The sequence below is a fragment of the Zobellella denitrificans genome (genome assembly GCF_002407485.1).
GTDB lineage: Bacteria > Pseudomonadota > Gammaproteobacteria > Enterobacterales > Aeromonadaceae > Oceanimonas > Oceanimonas denitrificans.
In genome coordinates, this window is record NZ_CP012621.1 from 3985981 (window position 1) to 3999456 (window position 13476).

General features: G+C 64.4%; 12 protein-coding genes. 4 read left to right on the forward strand and 8 right to left on the reverse strand.

Going from position 1 to position 13476, the window contains the following annotated elements:
• Nucleotides 1-7: 7 nt before the first annotated feature.
• The 5 genes from AN401_RS18830 to typA form a co-directional block, all read right to left on the reverse strand.
• The gene (locus AN401_RS18830; protein WP_096780185.1) at nucleotides 8-898 is read right to left on the reverse strand and encodes a bifunctional GNAT family N-acetyltransferase/hotdog fold thioesterase; all 891 of its coding nucleotides are present in this window, start codon (nucleotides 896-898) and stop codon (nucleotides 8-10) included.
• Between the two features lie 69 nt (nucleotides 899-967).
• Entirely contained in the window at nucleotides 968-1405 is a 438-nt protein-coding gene (gene dtd / locus AN401_RS18835; protein WP_094038688.1) for a D-aminoacyl-tRNA deacylase, read from the reverse strand.
• A complete protein-coding gene (gene pip / locus AN401_RS18840; protein ID WP_094038687.1) occupies nucleotides 1402-2361 on the reverse strand; it encodes a prolyl aminopeptidase in 960 nt (319 codons plus the stop codon). The genes dtd and pip overlap by 4 nt, the downstream gene beginning before the upstream one ends.
• The gene (locus AN401_RS18845; RefSeq protein WP_094038686.1) at nucleotides 2361-3263 is read right to left on the reverse strand and encodes a virulence factor BrkB family protein; all 903 of its coding nucleotides are present in this window, start codon (nucleotides 3261-3263) and stop codon (nucleotides 2361-2363) included. The genes pip and AN401_RS18845 overlap by 1 nt, the downstream gene beginning before the upstream one ends.
• 153 nt (nucleotides 3264-3416) lie before the next feature.
• Nucleotides 3417-5243 carry a translational GTPase TypA gene (gene typA, locus AN401_RS18850; RefSeq protein ID WP_094038685.1) on the reverse strand — a complete coding sequence of 609 codons (1827 nt, stop codon included), beginning with the start codon at nucleotides 5241-5243 and terminating at the stop codon, nucleotides 3417-3419.
• A gap of 334 nt (nucleotides 5244-5577) precedes the next feature.
• Here typA and glnA point away from each other — a divergent pair, with 334 nt between their 5' ends.
• Nucleotides 5578-6987: a glutamate--ammonia ligase gene (glnA, locus tag AN401_RS18855; RefSeq protein WP_094038684.1), complete on the forward strand. Its 1410-nt coding sequence runs from the start codon at nucleotides 5578-5580 to the stop codon at nucleotides 6985-6987.
• Nucleotides 6988-7106: 119 nt separating this feature from the next.
• Here glnA and AN401_RS18860 read toward each other — a convergent pair whose 3' ends face one another.
• The 3 genes from AN401_RS18860 to slyA are packed head-to-tail and all read right to left on the reverse strand — an operon-like array spanning nucleotide 7107 to nucleotide 9634.
• A complete protein-coding gene (locus AN401_RS18860; RefSeq protein WP_096780186.1) occupies nucleotides 7107-8123 on the reverse strand; it encodes a DUF2955 domain-containing protein in 1017 nt (338 codons plus the stop codon).
• Between the two features lie 10 nt (nucleotides 8124-8133).
• The gene (locus AN401_RS18865; protein ID WP_096780187.1) at nucleotides 8134-9183 is read right to left on the reverse strand and encodes an HlyD family secretion protein; all 1050 of its coding nucleotides are present in this window, start codon (nucleotides 9181-9183) and stop codon (nucleotides 8134-8136) included.
• A gap of 4 nt (nucleotides 9184-9187) precedes the next feature.
• The gene (slyA, locus tag AN401_RS18870) at nucleotides 9188-9634 is read right to left on the reverse strand and encodes a transcriptional regulator SlyA (RefSeq protein WP_094041185.1); all 447 of its coding nucleotides are present in this window, start codon (nucleotides 9632-9634) and stop codon (nucleotides 9188-9190) included.
• 252 nt (nucleotides 9635-9886) lie between these two features.
• Here slyA and glnL point away from each other — a divergent pair, with 252 nt between their 5' ends.
• The 3 genes from glnL (at nucleotide 9887) to add (ending at nucleotide 13449) form a co-directional block, all read left to right on the forward strand.
• Nucleotides 9887-10924, forward strand: a complete 1038-nt coding sequence (gene glnL / locus AN401_RS18875; RefSeq protein WP_096780188.1) for a nitrogen regulation protein NR(II) — start codon at nucleotides 9887-9889, stop codon at nucleotides 10922-10924.
• Between the two features lie 9 nt (nucleotides 10925-10933).
• Nucleotides 10934-12361 (forward strand): nitrogen regulation protein NR(I), encoded by a 1428-nt coding sequence (glnG, locus tag AN401_RS18880; RefSeq protein ID WP_096780189.1) that lies wholly within the window; start codon nucleotides 10934-10936, stop codon nucleotides 12359-12361.
• Between the two features lie 83 nt (nucleotides 12362-12444).
• The gene (gene add, locus AN401_RS18885; RefSeq protein ID WP_096780190.1) at nucleotides 12445-13449 is read left to right on the forward strand and encodes an adenosine deaminase; all 1005 of its coding nucleotides are present in this window, start codon (nucleotides 12445-12447) and stop codon (nucleotides 13447-13449) included.
• Nucleotides 13450-13476: the final 27 nt, after the last annotated feature.

Sequence of the window (13476 nt, forward strand, 5' to 3'; positions counted from 1 at the left end):
TCCAGCTTTAGTGCGGCAGTATCACATAACGGCCGCTGAAGGTGGCGGCCTTGGTGTCGCCGCTGTACAGGGTCACGTTCAGCTCCACCCGCACCCGCTCGCCGTTTTTCAGCGGCAGCAGCTGTTCGCGCAGCCGGCCCTGCACCTCGGCGGTGGGCTCGTCCCACACCGGGGTCAGGTACTTGATCTCGCCGCTGCCCTGGACGATGTCGCCGCTCACGCCGTATTCCTGCATCTGCAGCCAGATCAGACCCCAGCCGGTGAGCACGCACTGGCTGTAGATACTGCCGGCGAACATGGACTCGTGCAGGTTGAGGTTGGCGGTCAGGTTGGCCCTGGTCTTGAACTTGGTGCCGGTGTACTGGGTGATCTTGACGCCCATCTTCTCGCTGATGGGGATGCGCCGGTGCCACTGGCGCTGCAGCTCGTCACACAGCTCGGGGCAGTGGCGGATCTGGTGGATGGGGGTGAGCGCCTTGATCATCTGCCGGTGCGGTATCTTGCCGAAGCTGATGGGCCCCTCGCCCACCACGGTAAAGCCGCAGCGGCCGTAGAAGGCCACCGCCTCCTCCCGGGCATTCATCACCAGGCGGCGCACCCCTTCCTGGCGGGCCACCTGCTCCAGGGCCTGCACCATGCGGGTGCCCAGGCCCTTGTCCCGGCACTCGGGCACCACCGCCATAAAGCGGATCTGGGCTTCGTCGCCGCTCACATAGAGCCGGCCCACGGCCACCAGCTTGCCGTCCTTGTCGACCATCATGCGGTGGTGGGCGTATTCGTCGAACTCGTCCCGCTCCGAGCCCCTGGGCTGCTGCCAGGGTTTGCGCAGCAGTTGCCAGCGCAGTTGGTAATAGGCTTCCAGTTCCGCTTCCGTTTGCGGGGTGACCACACGATACATGGTCTGCTCCTGTTATGGTTATCTTCGGATATCTTGCCGCTTGCCGCGGCAGAGTGCAATTTGGCCGGCTCAGACCTGCAGCCAGAAGGTGACGGGGCCGTCGTTGGTCAGGCTCACCTGCATGTCGGCGGCGAAGCGGCCCGACTCGGTGGCCACCCCCTGATCCCGCGCCGCCATCACGAAATAGTCGTACCAGCGCTCGGCGTCCGCCGGCGCCGCGCCGCGGGAAAAACTGGGCCGCAGGCCGCTGTTGGTGTCCGCCGCCAGGGTGAACTGGGACACCACCAGCAGGCTGCCCCCGGCCTGGCGCAGGTTGAGGTTCATCCTGCCCTGCTCGTCGCCGAACACCCGGTAGCTCAGCACCTTGTTCAGCAGCTTGTCGGCCTTGGCCCGGTCGTCGTCCCGCTCGACGCCGAGCAGCACCAGCAGGCCTGGGCCGATGGCGCCCACCCGTTCGCCGGCCACGGTCACCGCGGCCGAACTGACTCTCTGGATCAGGGCTATCATGCCTGCGTCAACTCCTTCGCCATATGATCGGTGGCTTTCACCAGGGCGTCTATCATACCCGGTTCGAAGGCGGAATGTCCGGCCCCGGGCACAATTTGCAGCGCCAGCCCGGGCCAGTGCTCGCTCAGGCTGAGGGCGGCGGCGGGCTTGCAGATGGCATCGTAACGGCCGTGCACCAGCACCGCCGGCAGATGACGGATCCGCTCCAGCTCCCTGATGATGTGGTTTTCTTCGATAAAACAGTGATTGACGAAGTAGTGGCATTCGATGCGCGCCAGCGCCAGGGCGCTGTGGGCCTCGCCGTAGTGACTTTCCGCATCGGGCCGGGGCAGCAGGGTGCTGATCCGTCCTTCCCACACCGCCCAGGCCCGGGCGGCGTTGAGCCGGGCCAGCTCGTTGGGGCTGGTCAGCAGCCGGTAGTAGCGGCTCAGCAGGTGGCGGGCATCGCCTTCCAGGGGAGCGAGAAAGTCCCGGTAATAGTCGGGAAACAACTGGGCGGCGCCACCCTCGGGCTGGTACAGCCAGTGCAGATCCTGCTCCCGTCCCAGGAAGAGGCCGCGCAGCACCAGGCCCCGTACCCGCTCGGGGTGGGCGATGGCGTAGCACAGGGCCAGGGTCGAGCCCCAGGAGCCGCCGAACAGCAGCCAGGATGCCACGCCCAGATGTTCGCGGATCTGCTCCATGTCGGCAACCAGGGCCTGGGTGTGGTTGTCTGCCAGCTCCGCGTGGGGCTCGGATTGCCCGGCGCCGCGCTGGTCGAACAGGATGATGCGGTAGCGCTCGGGATCGAAGAAACGCCGGTGCTCCGGGCTGGTGCCGGCGCCGGGGCCGCCGTGCACCAGCACCACCGGGATGCCGAGGGGGTTGCCGCTTTCTTCCACATAGAGCCGGTGTCGCTCGGACACCTGCAGCCACTGCTGCCGGTTGGCGGCAATGGGAGGGTACAGGGTTCGCATCAGGCCTTGTCCTCTTCCGGATCGCTGTCGTCTGCCTTAAAGCTTAGCCCCAGGCGGTGCTCGTAGTCACCGAGGCTGGCGGTCAGTTCCGCCCCCAGCAGCGAGATAAGCCAGCTCAGGTAGACCCAGACGAACAGGATGGGGATGGTGGCCAGGGCGCCGTAGATGGCTTCGTAAGACGGAAAACGGGTGATATAGAAGGCGAAGCCGCGTTTGGCCAGCTCGAACAGCAGCGCCGCCACCAGGGCGCCGCAGATGGCGTGACTGAAACGTACCCGGGTATTGGGCACCACCATGTAGAACACCACGAACATCAGGGTGGACAAAAAGAACGGCAGCGCGCCCAGCAGCCGGGCCCCCAGGCCGAGAAAGTCGTCGCCCTGAAAGAAGCGCATAGAGGTGACGTAGGAGCTTACCGCCAGGCTGGCCCCGGCCAGGATGGGGCCCAGGGTCAGTATCATCCAGTAGGTGGAAAAGGCCACCGACCAGCGCCGCTTCTGGGTCACCCGCCAGATATGGTTGAAATTCTGATCGATGGCGGAGATCAGCAGCATGGCGGTCACCGCCAGCGCCGCCACCCCCACCGCCGTCATGCGCGAGGCATTCTCCACAAAGCCCTGGATATGCTGCTGCACCACGTCGCCGGCGGCGGGCACGAAGTTGGCGAACACGAAATTCTGGATGCTGTCCCGCAGCTCGGCGAACATGGGGAAGGCCGACATCATGGCGAACACCACGGCGATCAGGGGCACCAGTGACAGCAGGGTAATGTAGGCCAGGTAACCGGCGGTGACCGTCAGCCGATCCTGGCGGGCCCGTTTCAGCACGAAGCGGCCGAAGTCGAAGCCATGATCCCGGATAAAACGCAGCCGGTGGGCGATGCGCGCGACAACATTGCTCATGGATGATCCTGTTTCGCTGAGTACAAAGGGGTATTGTGGCAAATCAGGCGGGGACAGTGCCAGTCGGATATGCTCCATCCCGGGGCGGGACAGCACGACAGCGAACAAAAAGGGCGCCGCGGCGCCCTTTCTTATTGATTGCGATGACGGCCATCAGGCGCGGCTGGCGCGCTTGCGGTCGTTCTCGGTCAGCAGTTTCTTGCGGATACGGATGTGGTTGGGGGTCACTTCCACCAGCTCGTCGTCATCGATGAACTCCAGCGCCCGCTCCAGGGTCATCTTGATCGGCGGAGTCAGGGTCAGTGCCTCGTCGGTGCCGGCGGCACGGATGTTGGTCAGCTGCTTGCCCTTGAGGCAGTTCACGGTCAGGTCGTTGGAGCGGTTGTGAATACCGATCACCATGCCCTCGTATACCTCGGTGGCATGTTCGATAAACAGGCGGCCACGCTCCTGCAGGTTGAACAGGGCGTAGGCCAGGGCCTTGCCGGTGGCGTTGGAGATCAGCACGCCGTTGATGCGCTGGCCGATGTTGCCGCCCTTGTGCGGACCGTAATGGTCGAAGCTGTGGTACATCAGGCCGGTGCCCGAGGTCAGGGTCATGAACTCGGTCTGGAAGCCGATCAGGCCCCGCGCCGGCACGATAAAGTCGATGCGCACCCGGCCCTTGCCGTCCGGCACCATGTTGGTCATCTCGGCCTTGCGCTCACCCAGCTTCTCCATCACCGAGCCCTGGCTGCCTTCTTCCACGTCGACAGTAAGGGTTTCGAAGGGCTCCATCTTAACGCCATTCTCTTCCTTGATGATGACCTCGGGGCGGGATACGGCCAGTTCGAAGCCTTCCCGGCGCATGTTCTCGATGAGGATGCCCAGGTGCAGTTCACCCCGGCCGGATACCCGGAACTTGTCGGGATCGCCGGTTTCTTCCACCCGCAGTGCCACGTTGTGCACCAGCTCCTGCTTCAGCCGCTCCAGGATGTTGCGCGAGGTGACGAACTTGCCGTCCTGGCCGGAGAAGGGCGAGGTGTTGACCTGGAAAGTCATGGTCACGGTGGGCTCGTCCACCGACAGCGGCGGCAGCGCCTCGACCGCGCCCGCGGCGCAGATGGTGTCGGAGATCTTCAGTTCGCCCAGGCCGGTGACGGCGACGATGTCGCCGGCGTTGCCTTCGGTCACGTCATGACGCTTGAGGCCCAGGTAACCCATTACCTGGCCGACCTTGCCGTTGCGGGTCTTGCCGTCGGCACCCACCACGGTGACCTGCTGGTTGACCTTGACGGTGCCGCGCTTGATGCGGCCGATACCGATGACGCCCACATAGGAGGAGTAGTCGAGCTGGGAGATCTGCATCTGCAGCGGGCCTTCCAGATCCGCGTCGGGGGCCGGCACCTGATCGATGACGGTCTGGAACAGGGCGGTCATGTCCTCGGCCGGGGTATCGGCGTCGAGAGAGGCCCAGCCGTTCAGGCCGGAGGCGTAGACCACCTGGAAGTCGAGCTGGTCGTCGGTGGCACCCAGGTTGTCGAACAGGTCGAACACCTGATCCATCACCCAGTCGGGACGGGCACCGGGCTTGTCGACCTTGTTGATCACCACGATCGGCTTGAGCCCCTGGGCGAACGCCTTCTGGGTCACGAAGCGGGTCTGCGGCATGGGGCCTTCCTGGGCGTCCACCAGCAGCAGCACCGAGTCCACCATTGACATCACCCGCTCTACCTCACCACCGAAATCGGCGTGTCCGGGGGTGTCGACGATGTTGATGCGGTATTCCTGACCCTCGGGGGAGGTCCAGCGGATGGCGGTGTTTTTGGCAAGAATGGTAATGCCGCGCTCCCGCTCGAGATCATTGGAGTCCATGACCCGCTCTTCGGCTTCACCACGGGTTTCCAGGGTGCCGGACTGCTGCAGCAGCTTGTCCACCAGGGTGGTTTTGCCATGGTCAACGTGCGCGATGATGGCGATATTACGTAGATTTTCTAACATTCCTGCCTCAAAAATACCGGGGTGGGTAAAAAATGGTCGGTCATTTTACTCGGCCACCCCGGATCTGCCTAGCAGATTTGAAAATTACTGCCGGGTGGCTTCCCAAGGGGCAACCGATGCACCATGATGGTGGGCGCTGGCGGCAGGATGCACCAAAAAGATCCGGATGTGCACCAATACAGTGCAACACACCCCCTGATGGCCCTGCCATGGCAGGATAAAACACAACTGTGACAAGCATTTGGCATTCTGGCACAGTTTTCGCTTTATATTTTGGCAACTGATGAATTTGTTCATCAGACCCTAGGATGATTATTTTTGGAGGTCGAAATCCATGTCAGCAGAAAACGTACTGGCCATGATCAAGGAACACGATGTCAAATTCATCGATCTGCGTTTTACCGATACCAAAGGTAAAGAGCAGCACGTGAGCATTCCGGTCAACCAGATCAACGAAGATTTCTTTGAAGACGGCAAGATGTTCGATGGTTCCTCCATCGGCGGCTGGAAGACCATCAACGAGTCTGACATGGTGCTGATGCCGGATCCCTCCACCGCCGTGATGGACCCCTTCACCGAAGACGCCACCCTGAACATCCGCTGTGACGTGCTCGAGCCGTCCACCATGCAGGGCTACGACCGCGACCCGCGCTCCATCGCCCGTCGCGCCGAGGAATACCTGGTGTCCACCGGCATCGCCGACACCGTGCTGGTTGGTCCCGAGCCCGAATTCTTCATGTTCGACGACGTCCGCTTCCATACCGACATGTCCGGCAGCTTCTTCAAGATCGACGACGTAGAAGCCAAGTGGAACTCTGGCCGTGACTACGAGGAAGGCAACAAGGCCCACCGTCCGGGCGTGAAGGGTGGTTATTTCCCGGTTGCCCCGGTTGACTCCTCCCAGGACATCCGCTCCGCCATGTGTCTGATCATGGAAGAGATGGGCCTGGTGGTCGAAGCGCACCACCACGAGGTGGCCACCGCCGGCCAGAACGAAATCGCCTGCAAGTTCAACACCCTGACCCTGAAGGCCGACGAGATCCAGATCTACAAGTACGTGGTTCACAACGTGGCCCACGCCTTCAACAAGACCGCCACCTTCATGCCCAAGCCCCTGGTTGGCGACAACGGCTCCGGCATGCACGTACACCAGTCCCTGGCCAAGAACGGTGAAAACCTGTTCGCCGGCGACCTGTACGGCGGCCTGTCAGAACTGGCCCTGTACTACATCGGCGGTATCATCAAGCACGCCCGTGCCCTGAACGCCATCACCAACCCGTCCACCAACTCCTACAAGCGTCTGGTGCCCGGCTACGAAGCCCCGGTCATGCTGGCCTACTCCGCCCGCAACCGCTCCGCGTCCATCCGCATCCCGCTGGTGGGTTCACCCAAGGCCCGCCGTATCGAGACCCGCTTCCCGGATCCGGCCGCCAACCCCTACCTGGCCTTCTCTGCCCTGCTGATGGCCGGCCTGGACGGCATCCAGAACAAGATCCACCCGGGCGATGCCATGGACAAGGACCTGTACGATCTGCCGGCCGAAGAAGCCGCCGAGATCCCGACCGTGGCCACCTCCCTGGATCAGGCCCTGGACTGCCTGGACAAGGATCGCGAGTTCCTGACCCGCGGCGGCGTGTTCAGCGACGAGTTCATCGACGCTTATATCAAGCTGAAGCGTAAAGAGACCGAGATGATCAACATGGCCGTGCACCCGCTGGAGTTCGACCTGTACTACTCCGTCTAAGCTTGAAGCGATAAGCTGGAAGCCAGAAGTGAAAAGGCCCGGGAAACCGGGCCTTTTTGTTTTGTGAGGCGTGAGGAGAGAAGCGTGAACACCCCTCACCCCTCACCCCTCACGCCAGGCTACCCCAGAATCTCATGCCGGGTCGAAGGAAACAGGTTCAGCAGCTTGTGCACCAAATAGATGCAGCACAGGGTCAGCAAGATGGCCACCGTCATGGAAGTGAAGCGGTAGAGGGCGCTGAACATAAGATCGTGCTCGGGGGTCACGTACTGGCCGAACAGGATGCCGATGGTGGTGAGGCCGGCAAAACCGACGCCCGGCATCGGCTCCCGGGCGTGCAGCCGGGCGAACAGCATGGCGCAGATCCAGAATGCCAGCCCCAGCAGCAGCAGGTTGTGGTAATGGTCGTAGAGCAGCAGCTGGAACAGCATGCCCAGGGCGCAGCCGAGCAGGGTGCCGACGCAGCGCTGGCGGCCGGACTGCACCGCCCCGGCGAAGCTCATGGGAAAGAGGATCAGCACCGTCGCCACCTGGGCCGAGAGGGAGTCCACCAGATCGAGGCTCTGGAACACCACAAAGCTCAGGGTCGCCACCGTCGCGCCCAGCAACGCCTGGTGGCGAATGACATTGTCGCTCTTGGCGGGCAGCGCCCTGGGCTGGGGCGGCGCCCGGTTGGGCAACAGAGCGTAGGCCACATAGGCCAGCGCCACCGACAGCAGCGCGGCCACGATGTTGCTCGCCGCCATGTCCGCCAGATCGAACTGCCGGTAGCTGGCAAAGTGCAGCATGATGCTCAGGCTGACGCAGCCCGAGGCGCCGAACAGCATCAGCGGCCCCCTGGCCATTAGCAGGAAACGCCCCAAAAAGAGGCAGAACACCACGGCCGTATAGGCCGGCGGCCAGTGCCCGAGCAGGCCCGGCAACAGCATGATCTCCAGCGAACTCAGCAGGGCCGAACCGACGAACTGCAGCACCACAAAGCGGTTCAGCACCGGCACCATGCCCAGCAACAGCATGGGGTAGACGGTAAAGAAGACCCCGAAGTTCCAGCCCATCACCTTGGCCACCAGCATGCCGGCGGCACTGCCGAAGGCGATGCGCAGGCAGCCGCGCAGCCTGTCTCCGCTCAGCTCCATGGTCCTCCCCCTAATAGAGATAGCGCAACTGGCTCGCCAGCCACAGCTGGATCCGGCCCATGGCACGGAACAGCCAGTTGTTGGCCGGGAACAGCTGCACCGTGGCCTTGGCGCCGGTGGCCAGGGCCGGCAGGGGTTCCTCCAGGCCGATCTGTATGCGCAACCGCTGGGCATCCCGCACCCAACGATCCGAGTTCACCGGCTGGGCCAGCTGGCCGTCGGCCGCCTGCTGTCCCTCCCGCACCCCGCTGTCGATGCTCTCGACACGGCCCCGGAACACCTCACCCGGCAATGCGTCGAAGACGATGCCCACCGGGGTGCCGGTGGCCACGTGGCGCAGGCTCTTCTCGCGCAGATCCGCGGTCACCCAGGCCTGCTCCGACACCAGCGCCAGCAGCGGGCCGCCGGCCTGGGCATAGATGCCTTCCTTCAGTTGCAGGTTGCCGACGCGCCCCGCCAGTTCCGCCCTTACCCGGGTGCGGGACAGCGCCAGCCGCGCCTGGGCCCGGGCGTTTTCCGCCTGGCGCAGCCCGACCTCGGCCGCCCGCGCGCCCTGCCGGGCCTCCTGCAGCCGGGCCTCGGCGGACGCCAACCCGCTCTGGGCCTGGGCCGCCAGGTTCTGGGCCTGCTCCAGCTGCTGGATAGACAGATGACCGTCTCGCCGCAACCGGCCCAGTCGTGCCGCTTCCCGTTCCAGCTCCTGCGCCTGCAGCCGTTGCTGCTCGAGCAGGGATCCGGCCGCCCGCACCGCGGCCCGCTGCCGTGCCAGCTCGGTCTCGGCCAGCCCCAGGGCCAGCTCGGTCCGCTCCAGCGCCAGCCGGTAGTCGCTGTCGTCCAGCTCGAACAGCAGATCGCCGACCGCCACCGGCTGGTTGTTTTCGACCCACACCCGGCTGACCTGGCCCGCCACCCTCGGCGCCACCGGCACCACATAGCGCTGCACCTGGGCCTGGGGCGTCATGGGCGCATAGTTGTCGGCCAGCACGAAGTAGCCGAAAGCGAGGATAAAAATGCCCAGGGCCACCCGGACCCAACGGCTGAAACTTTGCTCCGGCGTCACTGGCTTACCCCGTCGTTGCTGCGGAAATGTCCTTGCCGATCCCTTGCAGATTCTGGGTGAGATGCTCAATCATCCGGTTGAACTCCCGTATTTCCTGCTCGCTGAGGCCGGCCAGCACCTGCTGGCGGGTTTCGTCCAGCACCTCGTCCATCTGCGCCAGCACGGGGCCGGCCGCGGCGGTGAGATAGACCCGCTTGCCCCGCCGATCGCTGGGGCAGGGCCGGCGCTCCACCAGCCCCATCTGCTCCAGCCCGTCCAGGGTGCGCACCAGGGAGGGCTGCTCCACCCCCACCCGCCGCGCCAACTGGTGCTGCAGTATGCCGTCTTCCAGTTTGAGGTAAGAGAGGGTAATCCAGCGGCTCTGGGTCAGCCCCAGGGGCTTGAGCCGTTCGTCGTTCACCCAGCGCCATTGCCGCACCAGGCAGGCCAGCGCCATCCCTAAGGTTTTCATAATCACCTCGACAATTAATTAGCATGCTAATTATGCTCTCGCTAACTAAATCACTCAAGGCATTTCCGAACTTTTTCAAGTCGGCAAGCTTCTTGCAGTATTTAATGCAGTAAGCTTGATCCAGGTGCACCGGAGCAGGGCATGCCGCTCAGCACGCACCATCAGGCGGCAAGGCGAGCCGGATAGGATAGAATCAATGCACCACCATGGTGCAATTCACCGAAGCGAGGGCAAAAGGTGTTGGAATCCCAGATGAGCACCAAGACGATCATCGACAACCTGCTGACCGCCGTGCTGGTGGTCGACGGTAACCTGCTGGTGCATTTCGCCAATACCGCCGCCGAGCAGTTGCTCACCCTGAGCAAGCGCCGGCTGCAGGAGGCGCAGCTCGATCAGGTGGTGGAGGACATTTCCCTCGATACCCGCCGCATCAAGCGTTGCATCGAGAGCGAGCAGGGCTTTACCGACAGCGAGGTGCAGCTGGTGATCGACGGCGCCCCGCGCTGGGTCGACGTCAGCGTCAGCCCCTTCAGCCTCGAAGGCAAGACCATGGCGCTGATCGAGCTGCGCCTTATCGACCAGCAGAAGAAGATCAGCCAGGAGCTGCAGCAGCGGGCCCAGCAGCAGGCGGCCCGGGAGCTGGTGCGCGGCCTGGCCCATGAGATCAAGAACCCGCTCGGCGGCCTGCGCGGCGCGGCCCAGTTGCTGGAGCGGGAACTGGCCCAGGAAGAACTCAAGGAATTCACCCAGCTGATCATCGCCCAGGCGGATCGGCTGCGCAACCTGGTGGACCGGCTGCTGGGCCCGCAGCGGCCCGGCCTGCGCCAGATCACCAACCTGCACTCGGTGCTGGAGCAGGTGCGCCAGCTGGTGGCGATGGAAATCCCCCAGGACATCAAGCTCAGCCGCGACTACGACCCCAGCATCCCCGACTTCGAGATGGATCCGGAGCAGTTGCAGCAGGCCTTCCTCAACATAGTGCGCAACGCCGCCGAAGCCCTGGGCGACAAGGGCCATATCCAGATCCGGACCCGCACCGCCTTCCAGGTGATGCTGCAGGGGCGCCGCTACCGGCTGGCAGCCGAGATCCGCATCATCGACGACGGCCCCGGCATCCCCGAGCAGCTGCGCGACACCCTGTTCTACCCCATGGTCACGGGCAAGGAGGGCGGCACCGGCCTGGGGCTGTCCATCGCCCAGGATCTGATCCACCAACACAAGGGGCGGATCGAAAGCCAGAGCCGCCCCGGGCACACCGAATTTATTATCTATCTGCCGTTACGACGATAGGAGACCTTTATGGCTGAACTGGTATGGATAGTCGATGACGACAGCTCTATCCGCTGGGTTTTGGAGCGGGCACTGGGCCAGGCGGGCTTCCGCTGCCAGAGTTTTGCCGACGGCGAGAGCGTGCTGGCGGCCCTGCCGCAGGGCAAGCCGAGTGTGGTGGTGTCCGACATCCGCATGGGCGGCATGGACGGCCTGACCCTGCTCAACGCCATCCACAAGCAGGCACCGCAACTGCCGATCATCATCATGACCGCCCACTCGGATCTGGACAGCGCGGTCAGCGCCTACCAGCACGGCGCCTTCGAATACCTGCCCAAGCCGTTCGACATCGACGACGCCGTGGCCCTGGTGCAACGGGCCGTGGCCCACATCAAGGAGAGCAGGAGCAAGGACAAGGCCCCGCTGGTGGACAGCCTCAACACCCCCGAGATCATCGGCGAGGCCCAGGCCATGCAGGAGGTGTTCCGCGCCATCGGCCGCCTGGCCCGTTCCTCCATCTCGGTGTTGATCAACGGCCAGAGCGGCACCGGCAAGGAACTGGTGGCCCACGCCCTGCACAAGCACAGCCCGCGCGCCCAGAATCCCTTTATCGCGCTGAACATGGCCGCCATCCCCAAGGATCTGATCGAATCGGAACTGTTCGGCCACGAGAAGGGCGCCTTCACCGGCGCCAACAGCGTGCGCCAGGGCCGCTTCGAGCAGGCCGACGGCGGCACCCTCTTCCTCGACGAGATCGGCGACATGCCGCTGGATATCCAGACCCGGCTGCTCAGGGTGCTGGCCGACGGCCAGTTCTACCGGGTGGGTGGCCACCAGCCGATCAAGGTGGACGTACGCATCATCGCCGCCACCCACCAGGATCTGGAGAAAAAGGTGGAAGACGGCGACTTCCGCGAAGACCTGTTCCACCGGCTCAACGTGATCCGCATCCATATGCCGGCGCTGAAGGATCGCCGCGAGGACATCCCCAAGCTGGCCCGCCATTTCCTGGGCCGGGCCGCCAAGGAGCTGGCGGTGGAGGCCAAGAGCCTGCACCCGGACACCCAGGCCTACCTGCAGTCCCTGTCCTGGCCGGGCAACGTGCGCCAACTGGAAAACGTCTGCCGCTGGCTGACGGTGATGGCCTCGGGCCAGGAGGTGCTGATCGCCGACCTGCCGCCGGAGCTGATGCAGAAGGAGCGGGAGAAGGAAAGGGACGCCGGCAGCCAGGACTGGCGCCAGGCCCTGCAGGACTGGGCCCGGCAGTCCCTGGCCAAGGGCAAACAGGATCTGCTGGCCGACGCCCAGCCCGAGTTCGAGCGCATCCTGCTCGACTGCGCCCTCGCCCACACCCAGGGCCACAAGCAGGAGGCGGCACGACTGCTGGGCTGGGGCCGCAATACCTTGACCCGGAAGTTAAAAGAGTTGCATGGTGACGACAGCCTGGTAGAGGATTAGCATTCAGTTAATCCCCGTTGACCCTTGCCGATGGCCGCCCCGGCGGTCCCGGCAAGGGGCACTGACCAGATAAGGAAGACACCATGATAGATCCCAGCCTGCCCCTGCTCGACCTGCACCGCCACCTGGACGGCAACATCAGGCCCGCCACCATTCTCGATCTGGGCCAGGCCTTCAACATGGTGCTGCCCGCCACCACCCTGGAAGGGCTGCGCCCCCATATGCAGGTGCTGGACAACGCCCCGGACCTGGTGTCCTTCCTCGCCAAGCTGGACTGGGGCGTCAAGGTGCTGGGCAGCTACGACGCCTGCCGCCGGGTCGCCTACGAGAACGTCGAGGATCTGCAGACCGCCGGCATCGATTACGCCGAGCTGCGCTTCAGCCCCGGCTACATGGCCATGAGCCATAACCTGGATCCCCAGGGGGTGGTGGAAGCGGTGATCGACGGGGTGGCCGCCGGCCAGCGCGACTTCGGCATTCCGGTGAAACTGATCGGCATCATGAGCCGCACCTTCGGCCAGGCCGCCTGCGAGCGGGAGCTGGCCGCCTGCCTGGCCCACCAGGACAAGCTGGTGGCCATGGATCTGGCCGGTGACGAGCTGGGCTTTCCCGGCGAACTGTTCAACGACCATTTCAAACGGGTACGTGACGCCGGCCTGCGCATCACGGTGCATGCCGGCGAGGCGGCCGGCAGCGACAGCATCTGGCAGGCCATCCGCGAGCTCGGCGCCGAGCGCATCGGCCACGGCGTCAAGGCGGTGGAGGACGAACGCCTGCTCGACTACCTGGCCGAACACCGCATCGGCATCGAATCCTGCCTCACCTCCAACCTGCAGACCAGCACGGTGGCGGATATCGCCGCCCATCCCATCCACCGCTTCCTGGCAAAAGGCGTGCTCGCCTGCCTCAACACCGACGACCCGGCGGTGGAAGGCATAGAGCTGCGCCACGAATACACGGACGCGGCGGCCCGCGCCGGCCTCAGTGCCGCCCAGACCCGCCAGTGCCAGGAAAACGCCCTGCAGATGGCCTTTATCAGCCCCGCGGAAAGGGCCGCCCTGCTCACCGCCAGCGCCGAGCGGGAGTGACAAGCGCAGAGTCAAGGCCCTGTTAGC